Here is a 22407-nt window from a genome sequence, read left to right as displayed (position 1 = left end):
GGGGCGAGCGCGTGGGAGGATCGCAGCCATGATCATCCTGGCCGGCACCCCCATCGGGAACCTCGGCGACGCTTCGGCGCGCCTCATCGACACGTTCAAGAACGCCACCCTCGTGGCGTGCGAGGACACCCGTTCGACGGCGAAGCTGCTCGGGATGCTGGGCGTCGAGAACCGCCCGCGGCTCGTCGCGCTCCACGAGCACAACGAGGACGAGCTCGCGAAGACCATCGTCGAGCAGGCTCGCGAGGCCGATGTGGTGCTCGTCAGCGACGCCGGTATGCCGGGAATCTCCGACCCGGGCTACCCGATCGTGGCGCTCGCGGCGAAGGAGGGGGTGACGGTGACGAGCGTGCCGGGGCCGAGCGCCGTCATCACGGCGCTCGCGATCTCGGGGCTGCCGACCGACCGCTTCACGTTCGACGGCTTCCTGCCTCGCAAGGCGGGGGAGCGGGAGACGTTCCTGCGCTCGCTCTCGAGGGAGCCGCGCACGGTGGTCCTGTTCGAGTCGCCGCACCGCCTGGCGCGCACGCTCGCCGACATGGCCGCGATCTGGCCGGCCGATCGTCGCATCGCCGTCTGCCGGGAGCTCACGAAGCTCTACGAGGAGGTCAGGCGGGGAACCGCGGCTGAGCTGGTTCCGTGGGCGGAGGAAGGGGTGCGCGGCGAGATCGTGATCGTCGTGGAGGGTGCGGCCCCCGCAGTCGTCGACGAGGCTGGGGCCCAGGCGATGGTCGCGGAGCTCGTAGCGGGCGGGATGCGCCTGAAGGACGCGGCCGCGCAGGTCGCCTCCGAGACAGGCATGAGCAAGAGAGACCTCTACCAGGGCCAGCTCGCGAAATAGTGGGCCAGGGGTGGCGCTCAGGGGCACCTCGCGTCGTAACAGTGCTCGGCCGACAATAGGATGATCCCCATGGCTTCCGGCGAATCGTTCTACATCACGACACCGATCTTCTACGTCAACGACGTCCCCCACATCGGTCACGCGTACACGGAGGTCGCCGTCGACGCGCTCGCCAGGTGGCACCGTCAGCGTGGCGACACCACGTGGCTGCTCACGGGCACCGATGAGCACGGTCAGAAGATCATGCGCTCGGCGCTCGCGAACAACGTCACCCCGCAGGCGTGGGCCGACAAGCTCGTCAACGAGGCGTGGAAGCCCATGCTCGAGACGCTCAACATCTCGAACGACGACTTCATCCGCACGACGGACGAGCGGCACGAGACTCGCGTGCAGCGCTTCCTGCAGAAGCTCAACGACGCCGGCTTCATCTACGACGCCGAGTTCGAGGCGCTCTACTGCGTGGGCTGCGAGGAGTTCAAGCCGGAGTCCGAGATCGTCGCCGGCACCGGCCAGTACGAGGGCGAGAAGGTCTGCGCCATCCACTCGAAGCCGCTCGAGCTGCTGCAGGAGCAGAACTACTTCTTCAAGCTCAGCGAGTTCCAGGACCGCCTGCTGGCGCTCTACGAGGAGAACCCGGAGTTCATCCAGCCGTCGTCGGCGCGCAACGAGGTCATCTCGTTCGTGCGCTCGGGACTCCGCGACCTTTCGATCTCGCGCACCACGTTCGACTGGGGCGTGAAGGTGCCGTGGGACGAGTCGCACGTCGTCTACGTGTGGTTCGACGCGCTCCTCAACTACATCACGGCCATCGGCTACGGCGACGACGAGTCGGAGCTCGAGAAGTTCTGGCCGGCGCACCACATCGTCGGCAAGGACATCCTGCGCTTCCACGCCGTCATCTGGCCGGCGATGCTCATGGCCGCCGGCCTGCAGGTTCCGGCCGGCATCTTCGCGCACGGCTGGCTGCTCGTGGGCGGCGAGAAGATGTCGAAGTCGAAGCTGACGGGCATCGCGCCGACGGAGATCACCGATGTCTTCGGCTCCGACGCGTTCCGCTACTACTTCCTGCGCGCCATCCACTTCGGGCAGGACGGCTCGTTCTCGTGGGAGGACCTGTCGGCTCGCTACCAGGCTGAGCTCGCGAACGGGTTCGGGAACCTCGCGTCGCGGGTCATCGCGATGGTGAACAAGTACTTCGACGGGGTCGTCCCGGAGCAGTCCACGATGCTGGAGTCGGAGCAGGTCATCATCGACCTCGCGACCGAGGTCGCGGCGAAGGCCGACGAGGCGATGCTGGCGTTCGACATCGATGGCGCTCTTGCGCACATCTGGCGGCTGGTGGATGCGCTCAACGGGTACATCACGGAGCAGGAGCCGTGGGCGCTCTCCAAGCAGGGCGATGAGGGCCGTGCGCGCCTCGCCGCGGTGCTCGAGGTCACGACCCGCTGCCTCGGCCACCTGGCCGTGCTGCTCAACCCGTTCGTCCCGATCGCGGCCGAGAAGCTGTGGTTCGCGATCGGCGGCAACGGCGAGCTCGCCTCGACCCGCATCGACAACGCGTACGCGCTTGTCGGCTCTCGGCCGCTGAGCGAGCTGCCGCCGCTCTTCCCGCGCATCGAGCAGGAAGTCCAGCGCTAGCGGTGACCGAATCCCAGCACGACGCCGGAGCTCACGACGCCGGGGCCCCGGACGCCGGAGCGCCGGGTGACGCCGAGAGGCTGCGCCGCCGCTCTGCGACAAGCGAGTCCGGGCACACGCGCATCCTGGCGTACCCGCCGTACCCCGAGGCGCTTGCCGTGCCCTGCTACGACAACCACACGCACCTCGAGATCGAGGATGGTGAGGAGGACGAGCGCCTGACGCTCGACGAGCACCTCGCCGCCGCAGTCGCAGCGGGTGTCAAGGGGGTCGTGCAGGTCGGCAACGACGTGCCGTCGAGCCGGTGGTCGGCGCGCGTCGCGGCGTCGCACGAGCGCGTGCTCGCGGCGGTCGCGCTGCACCCGAACGTCGTGCCGGAGCTCGCCGCCGCTGGCACCCTGGAGGACGCGATCGCCGAGATCGACCGCCTCGCGGCCGAGCCGCGGGTGCGGGCCATCGGCGAGACGGGGCTCGACTACTTCCGCACGCCGGAGAAGGCCGACCAGCTGCTGCAGGTCGAGGCGTTCGAGCGGCACATCGGGCTCGCGAAGAAGCATGGGCTCGCCATGCAGATCCACGACCGGGATGCGCACGACGACGTCATCTCGACTCTCAAGCGGGTCGGTGCCCCGGAGCGCACGGTCTTCCACTGCTTCTCCGGCGACGCGGACATGGCGCGCATCGCGGCGGCGGAGGGCTGGTACCTCTCGTTCGCGGGCACGGTCACGTTCAAGAACGCCGCTTCCCTGAGGGAGGCGCTGTCGGTGACGCCGATCGAGCGCATCCTCGTGGAGACGGATGCTCCGTTCCTCACGCCGGTGCCCTTCCGTGGCCGCCCCAACGCGCCGTACCTCATCCCGGTCACCCTTCGGGCGATGGCCGAGCATCTGGGGATCGCGGTGGATGCGCTGAGCGCCCAGGTCGCCTCGAACACCGAGGCCGTCTACGGCAGCTGGCATCAGGCACCAGGCCAAGGCGCCCTCGCCGGTGACCTCACCTCCGACGAGAGAGAGACCGCATGAGCGTCAGCCTGCTCGGCGCCAACGAGATCCGCGAGCTCGCGGCCGAGCTCGATGTGACGCCCACGAAGAAGCTCGGACAGAACTTCGTGCACGACCCGGGAACGGTGCGGCGCATCGTGCAGACCGCCAAGGTCCGCTCGGGGGAGCACATCCTCGAGGTGGGGCCCGGCCTCGGCTCGCTCACGCTCGGTCTCCTCGAGACGGGCGCGAGTGTCACGGCCATCGAGATCGACGAGCGCCTCGCCGCCCGACTGCCGCAGACGGTGGAGGAGCACGCGGCTGGCGCGCATCTCGACGTGATCGTCTCCGACGCCCTGCAGGTTCAGGAGGTGCCGGGCGAGCCGGTCGCGCTCGTCGCGAACCTGCCGTACAACGTGTCGGTGCCCGTGCTGCTGCACCTCCTCGAGCGGTTGCCGTCGCTGCAGCGCGGTGTGGTCATGGTGCAGGCCGAGGTGGGGGAGCGCATCGTCGCCGGACCCGGATCGAAGGTATACGGCTCGCCGAGCGTGAAGGCCGCCTGGTACGGCACGTGGTCGAGTGCGGGCCTCGTGGGCCGCAAGGTGTTCTGGCCGGTGCCGAACGTCGACTCCATCCTCATCTCGTACACGGAACGTGCTGAGCCGCGCGGCTCGGAGGAGCTGCGTCGCAAGGTGTTCCGCATCGTGGATGCCGCGTTCGGTCAGCGCCGCAAGATGCTGCGCCAGGCGCTGTCGCCGTTGCTCGGCGAGAACGCGGCTGCGACCTCGCTTGTGCTCGAGGCATCTGGCATCGACCCCACCGCCCGCGGCGAGACGGTCGGCATCGACGACTACGTGCGGCTCGCGGAGGCCTGGACTCCCGAAGACTGAGCTCGGCGAGGGGCACCCGGGCCCTCGTGACTCCATCGGATCAGGGAACGCCTGGGAACGGATGGGGACGCCTGGGAATGCGGCGCGCACCGTCGAGCCGACTGGGGCAGACTAGCTTCGGGCACCACAACGAGGTCGGTGCTCGCGCAGCGCGTCGAGGGAGCGGTCATGGGCGACACATCTGCAGCCCGTCGTGTTCCTGGGGCGCCTCCGCGTCGTGCGCGCACCATCACGATCGTCGCCATCGTCACCGTTCTTGTCCTCGCCGCTGGCTGGGTCGTCCTCGCGTTCACGGACGAGTCGGACACCTCTCCGACGGATGCCGTGAGCGAGTCGACGCTGCCCGGCTACCCCACGCGGGGCCCCCGAGCCGACCTCGACGACCAGCGTGCGCTTGTGGCCGCCGCCGACCTCTGGCGGGAGGGCGGCGCGGACGACGTGACCGACAGCGCCGACGTGACGGGCGGGAGTGACGGCATCGAGATCCCGGACGGGCAGGTGATCGAGCTGCTCTGGGCCGGCGATGTCGACTCTCTTGCGCTCGGTTCGGTGCCGGGGCTCCGCAGCTCGTTCTCGGCGCGGCTCGTGATCCTCCGCTCCGACGACGCCGTAGCGGCCCTTGCGCGTCCGCTCGACGGTGCCGGCAGCGACGACGACACGGCGTTCACGATGCTCGGGGCCTCCTCCATCACGACGAGCCGCTACGAGCGCGGGTTCACGGTCGCGCGCGGCGTGCTGCTCTTCCATGAGCGGATGCAGCGCGGCATATCGCTCGAGACGGCGACCTTCTCCACCGAGACGGCACCCGCGCTGAGCGAGACGCCGACCTCCGACGGGCTCCTCCTCCTGTCGGCGCGTGCGCTGCTGCGCATCCCGGACGCGGGAGGCACGGCTGCGGCGGACGTCTACGCGGGGTTCGCCTACGTGCATCCCAGCTCGGGGCTGACGATGCTGCAGACCGAGGATGCCGACCGGGACTGGAGCGCGGTCACCGATCCCAAGCGCGGCAACGCGCGTTTCGCGGCGCTCTCGCGCGGCATCATCACCGCCCGGGACGAGCAGCGCGGGTACCGGCTGCGAGCATCCATCCTCGACGATCAGCCGCTGCCATCCGGTGAACGGCTCGCGCTCGCCTCGGTCTCCCACCTGGAAAGCCAGGGCCGCGGCTCTGGGGTCCTCTGGGCGGCGGTCATCGCCGTGCGCGGCGACGAGGACCCGGTCGTGCTCGGGGCGGGGGACGTCGCGAGACCGGTGAACGGCGCACCGCAGCTGCCCGTGATCGCGGCCAGGTGGGTCCGAGATGACGGTGTGGACGTGCTCGTCGTCGCGGGCACCCGCGAGATCACCTCGTTCGACATCGCCGCGTCTGGCGGCACGACCAGCTTCGCCGGTTCTGGCGGTGTCGTCGACCGCTCGCGCCTCGCCCTGACCTGGGAGGACGAGGCCGGGAACGCGGTGAGCCGACCGGCGCTCGTGGTCATCGGGATGTCGGGCGCCGGGCCGGTGCCGTCGCTCGAGCCGGTCAGCTGAACGGTGAGCTAACCGGCGAGCTCGAGGGTGAGCGCGAAGATCTGCGTCCAGCTCTCCTCGCCGTGCTCGAGCTCGGGCCGACGCTCGAAGCCGAGCTGCTCCAGGAGGCGCTGCATGGCGACGTTCTCCTCCGGCACGTAGGTGTCGATTCCGGCAGCCAGGTGCAGATCCGCCCAGGTGATGGCGGCCCTCGTCACCCGGGTCCCGATGCCGGTTCCGCGCACGTCCGGGGCGACCCAGAGCTCGTCGAACACGAGCTCCGAGCCGACGGCGTCGAGGGGGCCGGAGAGCACGGCGCTCGCGACGACTCGTGTGCCGTCGAAGGGAATGGCGTGGAACTCGACGCGGCCGCTGCCCGCTCGGGTCGTGGTCACACGGACGGCATTGCCGATCGACGTGTGCAGCCCGAGGCTCATTGCAGGACCGGCCTGCCAGTCTCGACGCGCTGCTGGCACATGAAGTTCAGGCCTGTTGTCGTGTGTGTCATCTTCATGCTCCTTCCACGGTCGGGGTTGTGCGGTTCGCTCCAGTGCGGGGCGGGCTGCTGCTTCGTTGGTGGGTACCGTACGCCTCACTTCACGAGGCCCGCACCCAGTGTTGCGCCAGAAGTCCTCCCGGGGCGGCAGGTGAAGCGTCGACATCCAACCGGCGACGTGCGCTTCCTAGTCTTCGAGGCATGACTCACGAGAACCCGCCGTTTGCCATCGCCGTCGAAGCGGGCAGCGAAGGCGTCGGCCCACAGCGAATCCGCGCGGCGATCGCCGCGCTCGAGCGCTTCGGCGTGACCATCGCCACGTTCGAGGACATCGGCTTCCGCGACCTCAGGGCGGCGGCTCCGCGGCTGGACGCCATCGAGCAGGCCGCGTTCGCCGCCCCGCTCTCCGGGGCGACCGGCCTCGTGCCGCTCATCCGGGTCTCGGCGGTCGAGCCGTTCCACCTTGCGACGCAGCTCGCGACGCTCGACTACGCGTCGCACGGCAGGGCAGGGTGGATCGGCGACGTCGACGGCAGCGAGATCGAAGCGGCCGCGTTCGACCGGCCTCCGCTCGACGGGTCCGAGGCCCGCCGCACCGAACTCGACGACACCATCGAAGTGCTCGGCAGGCTCTGGGACTCCTGGGAGGACGACGCCGTCATCCGCGATGTCGAGACCGGCCGCTACCTCGACCGAGACAAGCTCCACTACGCCGATTTCGAGGGCGCACGCTTCAGCGTGAAGGGCCCGTCCATCATCCCGCGCCCGCACCAGGGGCAGCTGCCGACCTTCGCGCCGTACGGCTCGGCAGCGCCCGAGCTCGTCGACGTCGCGCTCATCCGCGAGCGCACGGTCCTCGAGGCGAGCGCCGCGGCCGGGCAGGCCGACTCCCAGGGCATCGCCCGCACGATCATCGAGGTCTCGTTCGCGCTCGACGCGCCAGGACGCCCCGCAGCCGACCGGGCCGGTGCGTTCGCGGCCGACGCGCAGGCGGCGGGTCGCATCCACTACTCCGGGGACGCGGCCGGGCTCGTCGAGCTCATCACCGAGGTCGCGTCGTTCGCGAACGGCGTGCGCCTGCTGCCCGCCGACTTCGGCGCGGATGTGCAGGAGCTCGGCCGCGCCGTGCTCCCAGCGCTTCGCCGCGCAGGCGTCTTCACCTCTCCGCGCGCCGGCGAGCATCTGCGCGACGCTCTCGGGCTCGCGCACCCTGCCAACCGCTACGCCGCCCAGGCCCTCTGAACGCGAAGGATCACGACGATGACACAGCACAGCACAGGTCCGACGCGGCCTGCCTCGGGAGCGGCGGGCGCAGGCCAGATCCAGTTCGGGGTCTTCTTCCAGGGCGTGAACTCGACGACCATCTGGTCGAGCGAGCAGAGTGGATCGCAGACCGAGTTCGAGTCGTTCCGCCGCATCGCGCAGACCGCCGAACGTGGACTCTTCTCCGCCTTCTTCCTCGGTGAGGGGCTGCGGCTGCGCGAGCATCTCGGCAAGATCCACGACAACGACGTGGCCGGGCGACCGGATGGCATCACGCAGCTCGCCGCGCTCGCGCCCATCACCGAGAAGATCGGCCTCGTCGCCACGCAGAACACGACCTACAACGAGCCGGCCGACCTGGCCTACCGGCTCGCGAGCCTCGACCTCCTCAGCGAGGGGCGCGCGGCGTGGAACATCGTCACGACCGACAACGCGTGGACCGGCGCGAACTTCCGCCGCGGCGGTCACCTCGCGCACGAGCACCGCTACGACCGGGCGGCCGAGTTCGTGCGAGCAGCCAAGGAGCTGTGGGCGAACCGGGGCCGCGTCGATTTCGATGGTGAGTTCATCCACTTCGTCTCCGAGCGGGTCCTCCCGCAGAGCCCGCAGTCGAGGCCCGTGCTGTTCCAGGCTGGCGACTCGAGCCAGGGGCGCGACTTCGGTGCCGAGCACGCCGACGTCATCTTCTCCGCGCACCCCGAGCTGGAGGGTGCGACGGCGTTCGCCGCCGATCTGCGCGAGCGGCTCACGAAGTTCGGCCGTGCACGCGACGAGCTCGCGTTCTTCCCTGGCGCGACGATCATCGTCGCCGGAACTCCCAAGGAGGCGGAGGAGAAGGCCCGCTGGGTGCGCGAGCATCAGATCTCGCCCTCGACGTCGCTTCGCTATCTCGAGCAGTTCTGGGGCAAGGACCTCTCCCACCTCGACCCGGACGGTCCGCTGCCGGTGGAGGATCCGGTGGTGGCCGTCACCGACGGCACCCGCGGCAGCGCGTTCCAGAACGCGAAGGCGCTCGAGCTCGCGCAGCAGTGGCGGGAGAAGTCGGAGGCGCTCGGACTGTCGATCCGCGAATTCGTGATCCACCTCTCCTCGCAGCGTGGCTTCGTCGGCGGCGTCGACGAGGTCGCCGACACGCTCACCGAGCTGGCCCGCAGCGGAGCCGTGACGGGCATCAACCTGACCCCGTACCTCGTGCCCTCGGGGCTCGACGACATCGTCGACCAGCTCATCCCGGCGCTCCAGGAGCGCGGCTCCTACCGCACCGAGTACCCGGGAACGACGCTGCGCGAGAACCTCGGTCTGCCCGCGGCCGTCGGCGATCTGGTGCCCGCGAGCGTCTGAGCCAGGGCACCCCGGTGAAGGTGGGGGATGTGACAGGAGGGGTCGCGTGACTTCGTTCAGCCTGGCGCGTTACTCCGCGCAACGCTCCGGCGCGCGCCTCGGCTCCCTTCCGCCGAGGATTGGGGAATGACTTCGCTTCGCGACGAGACCGTCACCCTCCTGCAGCAGCTCATCCGCGCCGAGACCGTCAACGACGGTGCGCTCGACTCGGGCAACGAGTGGCGGGCCGCGGCGGTCATCGAGGAGTTCTTCGCCGGCAGCGGCGTCGAGCTCGCGCGCGTCGAGCCGTTCCCCGGTCGTGTCTCCGTCGTGGCACGCCTCGCGGGCAGTGACCCTGCCGCGGAGTCGCTGGCCCTCGTCGGCCACACCGACGTCGTTCCCGTGAAGGCGAGCGACTGGGTGCATCCGCCGCATTCGGGCGAGCTCGTCGACGGCGAGGTCTGGGGCCGCGGTGCGGTGGACATGCTGTTCCTCACCGCCTCCTACGCGGTCATCTTCAAGCGCCTCGCGACGAGCGGCTTCGCCCCCACCGGCGACCTCGTGTTCGCGGCCGTCGCCGACGAGGAGCAGGGCAGCCGGGCGGGGGTCGGCTGGTTCTCCGAGCACGACTGGGCCACGATCGCCGCCGACAACGTGCTCACCGAGTGGGGAGGCGCGCGCCTCGGCGGCATCGGCAGCACCGCCATCACTGTGGGCGTCGGCGAGAAGGGGGCAGCCCCACGGCGCATCGTCGTGCGCGGCGACGCGGCGCACGCCTCGGCCCCGTGGGGCAGATCGAACGCGGCCGTCACCCTCGCCAAGGTCATCGACCGCCTCCAGGCCGGTGCGCCGAAGCCCCGCATCAGCGAGCAGTGGCTCGACACGCTCGCAGCCCTCGACCTGCCGGCCGAGCTGAGCACGCGGCTCGCGCATCCTGACACCATCGACGAGGCCATCGCCGAGCTCAGCGCGCACCCCGAGCTCGGCGAGCTCGCCCCGTTTGTCCACGCCTGGACGCACACGACCGTCGCCGTCACCGTCGTCGACGCCGGGTCGAAGGTCAACGTCATCCCAGACAGCGGGTCGATCTCGCTCGACATCCGGGTGCTGCCCGGCGTGACCGAGGACGACGTCGAGGCACACCTCGCCGCCGTGGCCGCCGAGTTCCCGGGCCTCGTGAGCGTCGAGGGGGAGTGGTTCTCGGCGGCGAACGAGTCACCCACCACGACTCGCCTCTACGGGCAGATCGAGGAGGCACTCGCCGAGTTCGTGCCAGGAGCGAAGCCCGCCCCCATCCTCGGTGTCGGCGGCTCCGATGCGCGCTTCTACCGGCTGCACGGCGCGAACGCCTTCGGGTTCGGGATACTCAGCTCAGAGCTGACCTTCTCGGTCGCCCGCAACAGGTTCCACTCCGCGAACGAGCGCCTCGACCTCGAGTCCATCGACCTCACGGTGCGCGGCCTCGATCACGTCGTCCGAGGCTTCCTGTCCGCCTGACGCGAGCTTGACGGGCTTGACGAGCTTGATGCACCCGTTCGGGGGCTCGGGCAATCTCGTGCACCCGCTTGACCTTGACGCAGCGTCAACTTTTACAGTCGTTCTCGAGCGGTTCGGATCTCCCGAGAACGGGGGAGCCGCTCACACGATCTGAGCGAGAGGACGCCCGCCATGGAATGGTCGATCGGCGAGGTCTCGAAGCGGTCGGGGGTGACCTCGCGGACGCTGCGGCATTACGAGAGCATCGGCCTGCTTCGGCCGAGCCGAACGGGCGCCAACGGCTACCGCTACTACGACGAGGGCGCGCTGGTTCGGCTGCAGCGCATCCTGCTCCTCCGCGAGCTGGGCGTTGGCCTGGCGGCGATCGGAGACGCCCTCGCCGGCCGCACCGACGACGTCGCTGCGCTCGAGACGCACCTCGGCTGGCTGCACGACGAGCGCGGCCGCCTCACGACGCAGATCGGATCGGTGCGTGCGACACTCGCCGCGCTCAAGGGAGAGGAACAGCTCATGCCCGAGCAGATGTTCGACGGATTCGACCACACGCAGTACAAGGACGAAGTCGCGGAGCGGTGGGGAGCCGAAGCCTCTGCCGGGAGCGACGCGTGGTGGCGCGGCCTCGGCGTGGACGGCAAGAAGGGCTTCCTGGAGGAGCAGACGCGGATCCAGGATGCGTTCAGCGCAGCCCAGTCGGCGGGGCTCGGGCCTGGCAGCGACGAGGCGCAGGCGGCCGCCGCCCGCCAATTCGCGTGGATCAGGGACAGCTGGCAGGGCAAAGCCCCGACCGCTGAGCTGTTCACGAACCTCGGCGAGATGTACGTCGCCGATGAGCGCTTCGGCAAGAACTACACGCGCGTCCATGCCACGGGTGCTGAGTTCGTGCGCGACGCGATGCGCATCTACGCCGAGCGCACCCTCGGCTAGCAGTCCCTTCCGTAGCTCGAGCCGACCGAGTCCGCACAAACGTCAGGGAGATGCATCTCCCCGTCGAGCGCAACGTGCATCTGGGTGACTCTTGCGCAGGCGACCTGACGCGGGAGTCGCGCATGGGTGGGTGCGCAGAGGTGGGTGCTCAGTGCAGCGTCGCCGTGTCGACCTGCGGGCCGCCCTCGTAGGTGACGGTGATGGTGAGCGGCCGACTGCTCGCGCTCTCCGGCAGCTCGAACTCGAACGAGACGGGTGCGAGCATGAGGATGCAGATGGCGTCCGGGTCGACGATGGGGAAGTGGATGCGCACCTCGCCCGCCGAGGTGACGAGCAGTTCGGGGTCTCCCGCGCCGCACAGGGGCCGGTTGTTGAGCATGTCGAGTCGGAACCTCGACGCGGCGACCCAGGCGAAGCTCGGTGCCACATCCTCGTTGGTGCCCGCGTCGAGAGGATCGTAGTCCGCGGGCGGCGTGACAGAGACGCCGGTTGCCAGGTCCGGTCCCCTCATTCGAGTGTGCCGTGGTCGACGTGCTTCATGTTCTCTGCCGTGACCGTGATCTGCAGGGGGCGGCCGGTCGCGTCCTCCGGCAACTCGAACTCGTAGCCAAGCGTCCGTTCCGAGGCTTCGCACACCGCATCCCGATCAGTGATCGCGTAGTGGATGTGCAGCTCGGTCGTCGACGCTGCGACGACCGTCGGCGCCCCCGAACCGCACTGCGCGCGACTGTTCCAGGTGCTCATCGTGAAGTGCGTCTCGTCGACCCACTCGAAGTAGGGCACGACCCCCGGGCTGCCGTCGCTCGGGTACGGGTCAAAGTTGGGGCTCGGTGCCATGAACACACCGGCGTTCTGGGCGGGCCCGGTTGAGCAAGCCGCCAGGGTCGATGCCACCGCCAGGGCGCACAGCGCCGCCGCCGAGGTGAGACGGACGCGGGGCGCGCTGACCTTCATGAGCTCAGGCTACGCCTCGAGGATCTCGGAGAGCTCGAGCCAGCGTTCCTCGAGCGCGTCGATGTCGGCCGCGAGGGCTTGCCGCTTGGCAGTGATGGTCCCGAGTCCCTCGTAGTCGCCCTGGTCGTGGGCGGCGAGTTCGGCGTCGACCTTCTTCATGGACTGCTCGATCTTCTGGATCTTGCGGGCGATGCCCTGCACCTCCTTCTCGGCGCTGCGGCGGTCGGCGCCGCCGATGGAGAGGCCGGAGGCGCTGGAGGCTGAAGCCGACGAGGAACCGCCGGCGGTCGCATCCGTCGTGCTGGAGAGCGTCGCGGGGGCTGAGCCCTTGAGGCTGTTGGCGCGCAGCTCGAGGTACTGGTCGACGCCGCCGGGAAGGTGGCGGAAGCCGCCGTCCCACACGGCGTACTGCTGGTCGGTGACGCGTTCGAGCAGGTACCGGTCGTGCGACACGACGAGGAGGGTGCCCGGCCACGTGTCGAGAAGGTCTTCCATCGCGGCGAGCATGTCGGTGTCGAGGTCGTTGGTGGGCTCGTCGAGGATGAGCACGTTCGGCTCGTCGAGGAGGATGAGGAGCAGCTGGAGGCGCCTGCGCTGACCACCGGATAGGTCCTTCACGGGGGTCTGGAGCTGCGTGGTCGTGAAGCCGAGGCGCTCGAGCAGCTGCGACGGCGTCATTTCCTTGCCGCCGGACACGTAGCTCGACTTCTGGCGCGCGACGACCTCGCGGACGCGGTCGTTCTGGTGCTCGTCGAGTTCGGCGAGACGCTGCGACAGGGTCGCGATCTTGACGGTTTTGCCGCGCTTCACCTTGCCGCTCGTCGGCTCGAGGGTGCCCGCGACGAGGTTGAGGAGCGTCGACTTGCCCGCCCCGTTCACGCCGAGGATGCCGGTGCGCTCGCCAGGTGCGATGCGCCACTCGATGTCGCGGAGCACCTCCTTGTCGCCGAAGGTGACGCCGACGTCGAGGAGGTCGACGACGTCCTTGCCGAGGCGCGCCGTCGCGAGCTGCGACAGCTCGACGGGGTTGCGCACGGGAGGTTCGTCCTCGATGAGCTGCGTCGCGGCCTCGATGCGGAACTTCGGCTTCGCCGTGCGGGCTGGGGCGCCGCGGCGCAACCACGCGAGCTCCTTGCGCATGAGGTTCTGCCGCTTCGACTCGATGGCGGCAGATTGCCGGTCGCGCTCGACGCGCTGCAGGATGTACGCCGCGTAGCCTCCCTCGAACGGGTCGAGAACGCGGTCGTGCACCTCCCACGTCGTCTCGCAGACCGCATCGAGGAACCACCGGTCGTGCGTCACGACGACGAGCCCGCCCTGGTTCTTCGACCAGCGGCCGTTGAGGTGCTTGGCGAGCCAGGCGATGCCCTCGACGTCGAGGTGGTTGGTGGGCTCGTCGAGCATGATGATGTCGTCGTCGCCGATGAGCAGGGCCGCGAGGGCCACACGGCGCTGCTGGCCACCGGAGAGGTCGCCGATCTTGTCGGTCCATTCGAGGTCGCCCGCGAGCCCGTTCACGACGTCGCGGATCTTCGCGTCGGAAGCCCAGTCGTGGTCGTCCATGTCGCCGACGATGGCCTGCTTGACGGTGAGCTCCGGGTCGAGGGTGTCGGCTTGGTCGAGCATCCCGACGCGCACGCCCCGCCGCCGTGTGACCTTGCCGCCATCGGGCTGGATGCGGTCGGCGAGCAGCTTGAGCAGGGTCGACTTGCCGTCGCCGTTGCGTCCGACGATGCCGATGCGGTCGCCCTCTTGGATGCCGACGGAGACGCTGTCGAAGACGACTCGAGTCGGGAACTCGAGGTGGAGCGCTTCCGCGCCGAGAAGATGGGCCATCAGACCAGCTTAAGGCCGGGGAGGCCCGGTGGCCTCCGAGCGAGGGCGGTGGGCGCTCAGTGAGCGGGGTCGTCCATCCGGAGCGAGAGTGTGCGCAGGGCGGTCGCGAGGTCGTCCCGCGTCTCGAGGTCGAGCTCGGCGAGCAGCTCGCGCTCGGCGGCGACGAGCCGAGTGAGGGCCTGGTCGACGAGATCGCGCCCGTTTGCGGTCATGGTGACGAGGATGCCGCGGCCGTCGTTGGGGTCGACCTCGCGGGTCACGAGGCCCCGGCTGACGAGGCGATCGATGCGGTTCGTCATGGTGCCGCTCGAGACGAGGTTCGACGCGAGCAGGTGCTTGGGGCTGAGGCGGTGCGGGGACCCGGCGCGACGCAGCGCCGAGAGGACGTCGAACTCCCACAGCTCGAGCCCGGTCTCCGCGAACGCGGCCTTGCGGAGCGCGTCGAGCTGCTTCGCGATGCGCTTCACGCGGGAGAAGATGCGCAGCGGGTCGACGTCCAGGTCGGGCCGTTCCCGCGACCAGTCGCGCACGATCGTGTCGACCGTGTCGGTCGGATGCGCGGCGTGGCCGCCGTGCCCGACCTCGCCGTGCCCGCCCCCGCTGAGCTCGACCGTCGCGCGCGGAACGTCACGCTGGTGAGCTGCACGTCTGGGGGCATCCATACGTCCCATTATGGCGAGTCCCGCGAGTGCACGTTGACGAGCCAGGGGCGGGCCCTTCGTTCCGCTGGCGCGGCGCGTCCGCCGACTCGTCGCGGCGCGGTCTCCCTGCCGCGGAGGAACGCTCGGTTCCTAGGAGTTCGGGTGGTGCGCGTCCACGTCGCGCTTCGTCACGACGAGGCCGTCGTCGGCGCCCACGGGCGCTGAGGTGTGCTCGTGCGCGACCACCCAGTCGCCCCTGTGCTGCACGATCGCCCAGGTGAGGCGGTTGTCCATCCACTCGAGCTCGCCCTCGGGGCTCTGCCAGGAGTAGCGGACGAAGCTCTCGACGACGACGACGTCGTGGTCTCCGTAGGCCCGCAGATCGGTGAAGGTGGCCGCGTGCGTGCCCGACTCGATGGAGTCGAACCAGGCGTCGAGTGAGGTGCCCCAGGCGTCAGCTCCCTCGTGGGACCAGGTGCTCCAGAGGTCGAAGACGCGCACGTCGGGCGCGTAGAGCGACATGATGGCGGCTTTGTCGCGACCTGCGACGGCTGCCGAGTAGGTGTCGGTGAATCGCCGCGCGATGGACAGGGCTTCGGACATGACGCCTCCTTGTGTCTTCTGCTTCGCAGTCTGGCCCAATCCCCTCCACAGCACCAGTGGCGCTTGCCCGCGGTCTCTCCGGTTCTGGCACAATTGGCGAGTGCGCGCGTGAGCGGGCACGTTCCTCCTTGGTGTAACGGCAGCACGACAGCCTTTGGAGCTGTTAGGTCCAGGTTCGAATCCTGGGGGAGGAGCGGCGCGGGGGTGCTGCATGCCACCGTGGACCGTGATGGCGTTCGAATCACGGCGCCCACAACGAGGAGGATCTGTGACCGATCGAGAACTCGCAATCGTCATCCTGGCGGCTGGCCAGGGCACGCGGATGCGCTCGAGCACCCCGAAGGTGCTGCACCGGCTCGGTGGCATCCCGCTCGTGGGGCACGTGCTGCACACGGCCGCCGAGCTTGGCCCCGCGCACACCGTCACGGTGGTCCGGCACGATCGCGACCGCGTCGTCTCGGCGATCCAAGATCTGGCCCCCGACACGCAGTTCGCCGACCAGGACGAGGTCCCCGGCACCGGTCGTGCCCTCGAGGTCGGCCTCGAGTCGCTCCCCGCTGACTTCGACGGCGTCGTCGTCGTGCTCTCCGGCGACGTGCCGCTGCTCGACTCCGGCACGATCGGGCGGATGATCGAGCAACACCGTCGCGCGCAGAACCAGCTCACGCTGCTGAGCGCCTTCGTGCAGGAGCCCGCGGGCTTCGGGCGCATCGTGCGCTCCGCCGGCGGCGACTTCGACGAGATCGTCGAGCACAAGGACGCGAGCGAGGAGCTGCTGCGCATCACCGAGATCAACGCAGGGGTGTACGCGTTCGACGCCCGCACGGTGCGTCAGGTGCTCGGCCGAATCGACGACTCGAACTCGCAGCGGGAGAAGTACCTCACCGACGCGGCGAAGCTCATCAAGGCGGATGCGGGGCGCATCGAGGCGATCGCCGTCACCGACCCGGAGATCGTGCAGGGCATCAACGACCGCGTGCAGCTCGCGGAGGCGCAGCGTTACTACAACGCGCGTCAGATACGGCACTGGCAGCTCGAGGGCGTCACGGTGCACGACCCGGCGACGACCGTCATCGAGGGCAACGTCTCACTCGGCCGAGACGTCGAGCTGCTCCCAGGAACCCAGCTGCGCGGGGCGACGTCCGTCGCCGAGGGTGCCATCATCGGGCCGGACACGACGCTCGTCGACTGCGAGGTCGGCGAGGGCGCCGTCGTGAAGCGCACCGACGCGACCCTCAGCGTCATCGGCGCTGGTGCGACCGTCGGCCCGTGGGCGTACCTTCGGCCGAACACGATCCTCGGGGTCGGAGGCAAGATCGGCACGTTCGTGGAGACGAAGAACGCGCAGATCGGCGACGGCTCGAAGGTCCCGCACCTCTCCTACATCGGGGACACCGAGGTGGGTCAGAACTCGAACGTCGGCGCTGGCACGATCACGGCCAACTACGACGGGGTGAACAAGCACCGCACCACGGTGGGCAGCAACGTCCGCTCCGGCTCGCACAACGTCTTCGTCGCCCCGGTTAGGATTGGCGACGGAGCCTACACAGGGGCCGGGACCGTCGTCCGCAAGGACGTTCCGGCTGGTGCACTCGCCATCAACGTCGCACCTCAGCGCAACGCTGAGGGGTGGGTGCTGAAGAACCGAGCGGGCACCGCCGCGGCAGAGGCCGCCGAGGCAGCCTCTGCTGCAGATTCCACACCGAACGCGTAACAACAGAGCAAGCACAGGAAACGGGCGGTACAGCGTGTCTGGCATCATCACCTCCACGGAGAAGCGACTTGTTCTCGTCTCGGGCAGAGCTCATCCTGAGCTCGCCGAGGCAGTCGCCGCAGAACTGGGCATCGAGCTCGGAGAGACCGAGTCGCGCACCTTCGCGAACGGCGAGATCTACGCTCGCTACGGCGAGAGCATGCGAGGGGCCGACGTGTTCGTGCTCCAGTCGCACTGCCCGCCCATCAACGAGTGGCTGATGGAGCAGCTCATCATGCTGGACGCGCTCAAGCGCGCGTCGGCGAAGCGCATCACGGTCGTCGCACCGTTCTACCCCTACGCGCGTCAGGACAAGAAGGGTCGCGGTCGCGAGCCGATCTCGGCCCGTCTCGTCGCCGACCTCTTCAAGGCGGCCGGCGCCGACCGCATCATGTCGGTCGACCTGCACGCCCCGCAGGTGCAGGGCTTCTTCGACGGGCCCGTCGACCACCTCTTCGCGATGCCGGTGCTGCTGCAGCACTTCCGCGAGAAGCTCGACCCGGCGACCCTCACCGTCGTGTCCCCGGACATGGGGCGCGTGCGCGTCGCCGACGTGTGGAGCGATCAGCTGGATGCGCCGCTGGCGATCATCCACAAGCGCCGCGACCCGAGGGTCGCGAACCAGGTGAGCGTGCACGAGATCGTGGGTGACGTGAAGGGTCGCGTCTGCCTGCTCGTCGACGATCTGATCGACACGGGCGGAACCATCGTGAAGGCCGCCGAGGCGCTCAAGGCCGCCGGTGCGATCGGTGTCGTCGTCGCGGCCACGCACGCCGTGTTCTCGCACCCGGCCGTCGAGCGTCTGAGCTCGGATGCGATCGACGAGGTCGTCGTCACCGACACGCTGCCGTTGCCGCCCGAGAAGCGCTTCGACAAGCTCACGATCCTGCCGATCGCCCCGACGCTCGCTCGCGCGATCACCGAGGTCTTCACCGACGGATCGGTCACCTCCATGTTCGACGGCGCCGCCTAGCCACCACGGGTTGCCGCACGCACGTCACACGCCCCGCCTGAACCACCCGGTTCCGGCGGGGCGTCTGCGTGTGCGGCGCCCTCCGCTGATGCGCTGTGACGGCCCGCACGGTGCTGGCACCGCCAGGTCTCTGCACCGTCTCTTCTCCGTGCTCTCCGGTGAGTCGCTGTGCTCCCCAGACGAGTCTCAGTGCCCTCCGGGCGATAAGAGTCCGCTCTCGTAGGCGATGATCACGAGCTGCGCCCGGTCGTGGGCGTGGACCTTCGCCATGATGCGGTTCACGTGCGTCTTCGCCGTGTGCGGCGAGATGAAGAGCAGCTCGGCGATCTCGGCGTTGGCGTGTCCGCGAGCGACGAGGAGCAGCACCTCGCGCTCGCGATCCGTCAGCTGCTCGAGCTGCTGCGGCACGACGGAGGTGCCTGTTGGCTGCGAGCGGAGCACGTATCTCGTGATGAGGCTGCGGGTCGCGGCCGGAGAGAGCAGTGCGTCGCCGGCGTGGACCGCGCGGACGGCTCGGACGATGTCGTCGGGTTCTGCACCCTTCCCGATGAAGCCGCTCGCTCCGGCGCGGAGGGCGGCCAGCAGGTACTCGTCCTCTTCGAAGGTGGTCAGGATGAGCACGCGCACGTCGGTGTTCCGCGGATCGCCGCAGATGGCGGCGGTCGCCTCGATCCCGTCGAGCTCCGGCATCCGGATGTCCATCAGCACGACGTCGGGTCGCAGCGTGGCGACGAGCGCCACGGCCTCCCTGCCGTTTCGTGCCTCGCCGACGACGTCGATGCCGGGCTCCTGGCCCAGGATGTCGGAAACGGCCTGCCGGATGAGGGCCTGGTCGTCGACGACGAGCACGCGGGTCATCGGGGGTCTCCGTGGGCGGCTGCGCCGAGGTGCGGACGGTCCTGCCGGGGGAGGGTCACAGCCACACGGTAGCCGCCCGCGGCTGTGCCTGTCGTGACGGTGCCGCGCACCGAGGCGACCCGCTCGCGGAGGCCGAGGAGCCCAAGCCCGCCCGACGCGCGGGCGTCCGGCTCGTCCGTGGCAAGGGGCGAGTCCGCCGCCGCGACTGGGCCCGACACGGGGTTCGTGACGATGACGCGCAGCTCCGTCTCCGTGAGGGCAAGCAGGACGTGCGCGCGGTTCTCGGCGCCGTGCTTGTGCGCGTTCGTCAGCGATTCCTGGATGACGCGGTACGCGACGAGGCTCGTCGCGCCCGTGACCTGCTGCAGCTCGCCCTCAGCTCGCACCTTGACGTGGAGTCCTGCTTCGCCGAACGACTCGACGAGGGCGTCGAGCCGTTCGAGTCCAGGCTGTGGGGCGGCGGATGCGTCGCCTGTGTCGTCGGCGCGGAGCACGGTGAGCAGGTCGCCGATCTCGGCGAGCACTGAGCGTGCAGCCCCTCGGATGGTGAGGAGCGCGTCCTCGGCTCGCTCGGGGCGGGTCCGGAGGGTGCTCGAGGCGACCCCGGCGTTCAGACTGATGACGGAGATCTGGTGGGCGACGGCGTCGTGCAGGTCGCGCGCGATCCGAAGCCTCTCCTCGGTGACACGACGGCGTGCCTCCGATTCGCGGGTCTGCTCGGCGCGTTCGGCTCGCTCGGTGATCGCGACGATGTACTCGCGCCGGGAGCGGGTCGCGTCTCCGGCGGCCGCGGCGAAGGCGATGGTGACCGCGAACTGGATCGCACGCGGATCGAAGACGCTTCCGAGCGCTGCGAACAGACTGAGCAGGGCGACGCCGAGGACGGCGAGGGCCGCGGTGAGGGCCGCCCTGCGGCGGGTCGACTGCGTCGCGACGCTGAACATCGCCATCGCTGCGGCCAGGACGACGCCGGGTGAGAGGGTTCCGGTCAGTGCGGTGGCTCCGTAGATCACGAGCGTCGCGACGAGCACGGTGACCGGGTAGCGGCGGCGGAACGGCAGGAGGGCGGCCGGGGCCAGGACCATCGCGAACGCGAAGGGTGTGCTCGGTCGAAACTCGTCCCCGCCGAACGGCATGACGGCGACGCCGACGATGAAGAGCGCAGCCAGCACGTCGACGACCCAGGATGGCGCTCGGGGGAGCGTCCTGGCGCGGCCTGCCATCGGCGAGTGCGGCCTGCCCTGGCCGGGCGCGGTGCTGCGGGATTCCTGCATGGACCAAGTGTGCCCGCCGCATCTTGCTCGCGCGTCCCCCGTCGAGAGCACGGCTGTACCGCATCCGCAGTACTCGGTGACCGCGGTCGGGGGACGCGCGGCGCTCGGGGAGCCGCGAGCATCAGAGGGTCGAGACCTCGGCACCAGCTAGGAGGCAGCATGCCAGCACCGATCATCTCCGTCCGCGATGTCCGTCGCTCGTACGGTCGGGGACAGAACCGCTTCGAAGCCCTGAAGGGCGTGAGCTTCGACATCCGCGAGGGGGAGAGCCTGGCCATCGTCGGGAAGAGCGGCTCGGGGAAGTCGACCCTCATGCACGTGCTCGCGCTCTTGGACGTGCCGACCTCGGGCACCGTGGAGTTGGAGGGCACCGACACCCGGACGCTGCGGGGGAAGAGGCTCAACCGAACCAGGAACAAGACGTTCGGCTTCGTGTTCCAGCAGTTCTTCCTCACCCCGAACGTCTCCGTGCTCGAGAACGTGGTGCTCCCCATGAAAATCGCCGGCGTTCCGCGCGGCGAGCGGCGCAAGCGCGGGCTGGCGGCGCTCGAGCAGCTCGAGCTCGATGACAAGGCGAGGAGCAAGGCCCTCAACCTGTCTGGCGGCCAGAAGCAGCGGACCGTGATCGCGCGTGCGCTCGTCAACAATCCGAGGATCATCTTCGCGGATGAGCCGACGGGCAATCTCGACACCGGCACCGGCGGAGTTGTCGAGGACATCCTGTTCCGTCTGAACCGGGAGAACGGCATCACCTTGATCGTCGTCACCCACGATGAGGACCTCGCGGCGCGCTGCGATCGCCGCATCCTGATCCGCGATGGCCTGATCGTCGAAGACTCTGCGCAGGTGGCGGCATGAGAACCATGGACCTCATCGGCACCGCCGTCTCGAACACGTTCCGCTCGAAGACTCGCCTGCTCCTCACGATCCTGGCGATCTTCGTCGGAGCGTTCACGCTGACGCTCACGAATGGGCTCGGCACGGGCATCAACGCTTACATCGACGACACCGTCAACGGGGTGGGGGCGGCGGACACCTTGACGGTGACGAAGACGAGCGACGCGACGGGCTTCGGCAGCGGCGAGTCCGGCCCGCTCGAATACAACCCGGACGCCGTTGCGAGCGCAGGCCCTCCAGGGTCGACCGTCACCGCGCTCCTGCCCGCCGACCTGGAGTCGCTCGCGGGCATCGAGGGTGTCGTCGACGTGCAGGCCACGAAGTCGCTCTCGGTCGACTTCGTGCAGGCCGGTGCTGGCACGAGGTTCGCGGTGGGGGCGGGAAGTCTCGTGGAGGGTCAGACCGTCCAGCTGCAGGCCGGCTCCGATCCCGATGATGCGAGCGGCGAGCTGCAGGTGCTGCTGCCGACGTCCTACGTCGAGCCGCTCGGCTTCGCCGACGCGGATTCGGCGGTCGGCCAGACCGTGACGATCGGCAGCACGGATGCGCTCCGCGGCACCCACGAGACCCAGGCGGTTGTCGTCGGCGTCGCCGAGGAGAGCATCGCCTCGCCGACGGGGGCAGCGCTCGTGCCGAACGACGCGCTCACGGATCAGCTCTACGCCACGCAGAACATCGGGATCCCTGCGGATCAGGTTGAGCGCTACGCACAGGCCACGGTCTGGTTCAGCCTGGATGCGAGCAGCGGCGACATCGATCTCCTCAAGCAGCGGCTCTCGGATGCCGGCTACACCGGGAGCACCGTCGCCGATCAGCTCGGCACGATCAAGACGGTGATCGACGGGATCGTGCTCGTGCTGAACGCCTTCGCGGTGATCGCGCTCCTCGCTGCGAGCTTCGGCATCGTCAACACGCTGCTGATGTCCGTGCAGGAGCGAACTCGCGAGATCGGGTTGATGAAGGCCATGGGGATGGGCAGCGGCCGAGTGTTCACGCTGTTCAGCATCGAGGCGGCGTTCATCGGCTTGCTGGGGAGCGCGATCGGTGCGGTCGTCGCGGTGGTCGCCGGGACGGTCATCAGTGCCTCGCTCGCGACGACGCTGCTGGCGGACCTGCCGGGGCTGACGCTCATCGCGTTCGACCCGGTCTCGATCGGCGTGGTCATCCTCGTCGTCATGGTCATCGCGTTCCTGGCAGGGACGCTGCCTGCGGCTCGAGCCGCACGAGCCGACCCGGTGGAGTCGCTGCGCTACGAGTGAC

21 protein-coding genes and 1 tRNA gene are annotated in these 22407 nt (G+C 69.4%); 14 read left to right on the top strand and 8 right to left on the bottom strand.

Annotated features, from left to right (window positions below):
- Nucleotides 1–28 precede the first annotated feature (28 nt).
- The 5 genes from rsmI (at nt 29) to C5E06_RS12365 (ending at nt 5879) form a co-directional block, all read left to right on the top strand.
- Nucleotides 29–841, top strand: coding sequence for a 16S rRNA (cytidine(1402)-2'-O)-methyltransferase (rsmI, locus tag C5E06_RS12385; protein ID WP_104307026.1), 813 nt, complete (start codon nt 29–31; stop codon nt 839–841).
- A gap of 69 nt (nt 842–910) precedes the next feature.
- The gene (metG, locus tag C5E06_RS12380; protein WP_104241737.1) at nt 911–2479 is read left to right on the top strand and encodes a methionine--tRNA ligase; all 1569 of its coding nucleotides are present in this window, start codon (nt 911–913) and stop codon (nt 2477–2479) included.
- Nucleotides 2480–2559: 80 nt separating this feature from the next.
- Nucleotides 2560–3501 carry a TatD family hydrolase gene (locus C5E06_RS12375; RefSeq protein WP_104307294.1) on the top strand — a complete coding sequence of 314 codons (942 nt, stop codon included), beginning with the start codon at nt 2560–2562 and terminating at the stop codon, nt 3499–3501.
- Complete coding sequence (gene rsmA / locus C5E06_RS12370) at nt 3498–4349, top strand: 16S rRNA (adenine(1518)-N(6)/adenine(1519)-N(6))-dimethyltransferase RsmA (protein WP_104241735.1); 852 nt, start codon at nt 3498–3500, stop codon at nt 4347–4349. The genes C5E06_RS12375 and rsmA overlap by 4 nt, the downstream gene beginning before the upstream one ends.
- 168 nt (nt 4350–4517) lie before the next feature.
- On the top strand, nt 4518–5879 hold the full coding sequence (locus C5E06_RS12365; protein ID WP_146081381.1) for a hypothetical protein: 1362 nt from the start codon (nt 4518–4520) through the stop codon (nt 5877–5879).
- Nucleotides 5880–5887: 8 nt separating this feature from the next.
- On the opposite strand, the gene C5E06_RS19335 is transcribed toward C5E06_RS12365, so the two are convergent.
- A complete protein-coding gene (locus C5E06_RS19335) occupies nt 5888–6295 on the bottom strand; it encodes an N-acetyltransferase (protein ID WP_160073200.1) in 408 nt (135 codons plus the stop codon).
- 260 nt (nt 6296–6555) lie between these two features.
- On the opposite strand from C5E06_RS19335, the gene C5E06_RS12355 reads away from it, so the two are divergent.
- From C5E06_RS12355 to C5E06_RS12340, 4 genes are all read left to right on the top strand, one after another.
- Nucleotides 6556–7596 (top strand): LLM class flavin-dependent oxidoreductase, encoded by a 1041-nt coding sequence (locus tag C5E06_RS12355; RefSeq protein WP_104307023.1) that lies wholly within the window; start codon nt 6556–6558, stop codon nt 7594–7596.
- 18 nt (nt 7597–7614) lie between these two features.
- A complete protein-coding gene (locus C5E06_RS12350) occupies nt 7615–8958 on the top strand; it encodes an LLM class flavin-dependent oxidoreductase (protein WP_104307022.1) in 1344 nt (447 codons plus the stop codon).
- 126 nt (nt 8959–9084) lie between these two features.
- A complete protein-coding gene (locus C5E06_RS12345; protein WP_104307021.1) occupies nt 9085–10434 on the top strand; it encodes a M20/M25/M40 family metallo-hydrolase in 1350 nt (449 codons plus the stop codon).
- A 171-nt stretch (nt 10435–10605) separates the two neighbouring features.
- On the top strand, nt 10606–11358 hold the full coding sequence (locus C5E06_RS12340; protein ID WP_104307020.1) for a MerR family transcriptional regulator: 753 nt from the start codon (nt 10606–10608) through the stop codon (nt 11356–11358).
- Between the two features lie 148 nt (nt 11359–11506).
- Here the strand turns inward: C5E06_RS12340 and C5E06_RS12335 are convergent, their stop codons facing one another.
- The 5 genes from C5E06_RS12335 to C5E06_RS12315 form a co-directional block, all read right to left on the bottom strand.
- A complete protein-coding gene (locus C5E06_RS12335; protein ID WP_104307019.1) occupies nt 11507–11869 on the bottom strand; it encodes a hypothetical protein in 363 nt (120 codons plus the stop codon).
- A complete protein-coding gene (locus tag C5E06_RS12330) occupies nt 11866–12312 on the bottom strand; it encodes a hypothetical protein (RefSeq protein WP_104307018.1) in 447 nt (148 codons plus the stop codon). The genes C5E06_RS12335 and C5E06_RS12330 overlap by 4 nt, the downstream gene beginning before the upstream one ends.
- Nucleotides 12313–12321: 9 nt before the next feature.
- A complete protein-coding gene (locus tag C5E06_RS12325) occupies nt 12322–14148 on the bottom strand; it encodes an ABC-F family ATP-binding cassette domain-containing protein (protein WP_104307017.1) in 1827 nt (608 codons plus the stop codon).
- Nucleotides 14149–14204: 56 nt separating this feature from the next.
- A complete protein-coding gene (locus tag C5E06_RS12320; RefSeq protein WP_104307016.1) occupies nt 14205–14810 on the bottom strand; it encodes a MarR family winged helix-turn-helix transcriptional regulator in 606 nt (201 codons plus the stop codon).
- A gap of 129 nt (nt 14811–14939) precedes the next feature.
- Nucleotides 14940–15392, bottom strand: a complete 453-nt coding sequence (locus tag C5E06_RS12315; protein WP_104307015.1) for a nuclear transport factor 2 family protein — start codon at nt 15390–15392, stop codon at nt 14940–14942.
- A 122-nt stretch (nt 15393–15514) separates the two neighbouring features.
- On the opposite strand from C5E06_RS12315, the gene C5E06_RS12310 reads away from it, so the two are divergent.
- The 3 genes from C5E06_RS12310 to C5E06_RS12300 all read left to right on the top strand — a co-directional run bounded on the left by C5E06_RS12310 (nt 15515) and on the right by C5E06_RS12300 (nt 18118).
- Nucleotides 15515–15586, top strand: a tRNA-Gln gene (locus C5E06_RS12310).
- Between the two features lie 74 nt (nt 15587–15660).
- Complete coding sequence (gene glmU / locus C5E06_RS12305; RefSeq protein ID WP_104307014.1) at nt 15661–17106, top strand: bifunctional UDP-N-acetylglucosamine diphosphorylase/glucosamine-1-phosphate N-acetyltransferase GlmU; 1446 nt, start codon at nt 15661–15663, stop codon at nt 17104–17106.
- Nucleotides 17107–17140: 34 nt separating this feature from the next.
- Nucleotides 17141–18118, top strand: a complete 978-nt coding sequence (locus tag C5E06_RS12300; RefSeq protein ID WP_104241709.1) for a ribose-phosphate diphosphokinase — start codon at nt 17141–17143, stop codon at nt 18116–18118.
- A 186-nt stretch (nt 18119–18304) separates the two neighbouring features.
- Here C5E06_RS12300 and C5E06_RS12295 read toward each other — a convergent pair whose 3' ends face one another.
- Both C5E06_RS12295 and C5E06_RS12290 read right to left on the bottom strand, forming a co-directional pair.
- Nucleotides 18305–18976: a response regulator transcription factor gene (locus tag C5E06_RS12295; protein WP_104307013.1), complete on the bottom strand. Its 672-nt coding sequence runs from the start codon at nt 18974–18976 to the stop codon at nt 18305–18307.
- The gene (locus C5E06_RS12290; protein ID WP_258067591.1) at nt 18973–20250 is read right to left on the bottom strand and encodes a sensor histidine kinase; all 1278 of its coding nucleotides are present in this window, start codon (nt 20248–20250) and stop codon (nt 18973–18975) included. Before C5E06_RS12290 ends, C5E06_RS12295 begins: the two co-directional genes overlap by 4 nt.
- Before the next feature lie 159 nt (nt 20251–20409).
- Here C5E06_RS12290 and C5E06_RS12285 point away from each other — a divergent pair, with 159 nt between their 5' ends.
- The gene (locus tag C5E06_RS12285; RefSeq protein WP_104241706.1) at nt 20410–21108 is read left to right on the top strand and encodes an ABC transporter ATP-binding protein; all 699 of its coding nucleotides are present in this window, start codon (nt 20410–20412) and stop codon (nt 21106–21108) included.
- The gene (locus tag C5E06_RS12280) at nt 21105–22406 is read left to right on the top strand and encodes an ABC transporter permease (protein ID WP_104307012.1); all 1302 of its coding nucleotides are present in this window, start codon (nt 21105–21107) and stop codon (nt 22404–22406) included. The genes C5E06_RS12285 and C5E06_RS12280 overlap by 4 nt, the downstream gene beginning before the upstream one ends.
- Nucleotide 22407 lies beyond the last annotated feature (1 nt).

Source organism: Pseudoclavibacter sp. RFBI5, assembly GCF_002931395.1.
Classification (GTDB): domain Bacteria; phylum Actinomycetota; class Actinomycetes; order Actinomycetales; family Microbacteriaceae; genus Pseudoclavibacter.
The sequence above is the reverse complement of the archived record's forward strand: the minus strand, read 5'-3'. Positions and strand labels throughout refer to the sequence as shown.

Excerpts from the sequence above, each read along its gene's own strand:
- C5E06_RS12280 (WP_104307012.1), top strand. The coding sequence starts at position 21,105 with ATGAGAACCATGGACCTCATCGGCACCGCCGTCTCGAACACGTTCCGC.
- C5E06_RS12340 (WP_104307020.1), top strand. The coding sequence starts at position 10,606 with ATGGAATGGTCGATCGGCGAGGTCTCGAAGCGGTCGGGGGTGACCTCG.
- metG (WP_104241737.1), top strand. The coding sequence starts at position 911 with ATGGCTTCCGGCGAATCGTTCTACATCACGACACCGATCTTCTACGTC.
- rsmI (WP_104307026.1), top strand. The coding sequence starts at position 29 with ATGATCATCCTGGCCGGCACCCCCATCGGGAACCTCGGCGACGCTTCG.
- C5E06_RS12345 (WP_104307021.1), top strand. The coding sequence starts at position 9,085 with ATGACTTCGCTTCGCGACGAGACCGTCACCCTCCTGCAGCAGCTCATC.
- C5E06_RS12315 (WP_104307015.1), bottom strand. The coding sequence starts at position 15,392 with ATGTCCGAAGCCCTGTCCATCGCGCGGCGATTCACCGACACCTACTCG.
- C5E06_RS12365 (WP_146081381.1), top strand. The coding sequence starts at position 4,518 with ATGGGCGACACATCTGCAGCCCGTCGTGTTCCTGGGGCGCCTCCGCGT.
- C5E06_RS12295 (WP_104307013.1), bottom strand. The coding sequence starts at position 18,976 with ATGACCCGCGTGCTCGTCGTCGACGACCAGGCCCTCATCCGGCAGGCC.
- C5E06_RS12285 (WP_104241706.1), top strand. The coding sequence starts at position 20,410 with ATGCCAGCACCGATCATCTCCGTCCGCGATGTCCGTCGCTCGTACGGT.
- rsmA (WP_104241735.1), top strand. The coding sequence starts at position 3,498 with ATGAGCGTCAGCCTGCTCGGCGCCAACGAGATCCGCGAGCTCGCGGCC.
- C5E06_RS12355 (WP_104307023.1), top strand. The coding sequence starts at position 6,556 with ATGACTCACGAGAACCCGCCGTTTGCCATCGCCGTCGAAGCGGGCAGC.
- C5E06_RS12330 (WP_104307018.1), bottom strand. The coding sequence starts at position 12,312 with ATGAAGGTCAGCGCGCCCCGCGTCCGTCTCACCTCGGCGGCGGCGCTG.
- C5E06_RS12335 (WP_104307019.1), bottom strand. The coding sequence starts at position 11,869 with ATGAGGGGACCGGACCTGGCAACCGGCGTCTCTGTCACGCCGCCCGCG.
- C5E06_RS12290 (WP_258067591.1), bottom strand. The coding sequence starts at position 20,250 with ATGCAGGAATCCCGCAGCACCGCGCCCGGCCAGGGCAGGCCGCACTCG.
- C5E06_RS19335 (WP_160073200.1), bottom strand. The coding sequence starts at position 6,295 with ATGAGCCTCGGGCTGCACACGTCGATCGGCAATGCCGTCCGTGTGACC.
- C5E06_RS12325 (WP_104307017.1), bottom strand. The coding sequence starts at position 14,148 with ATGGCCCATCTTCTCGGCGCGGAAGCGCTCCACCTCGAGTTCCCGACT.
- C5E06_RS12350 (WP_104307022.1), top strand. The coding sequence starts at position 7,615 with ATGACACAGCACAGCACAGGTCCGACGCGGCCTGCCTCGGGAGCGGCG.
- C5E06_RS12320 (WP_104307016.1), bottom strand. The coding sequence starts at position 14,810 with ATGGATGCCCCCAGACGTGCAGCTCACCAGCGTGACGTTCCGCGCGCG.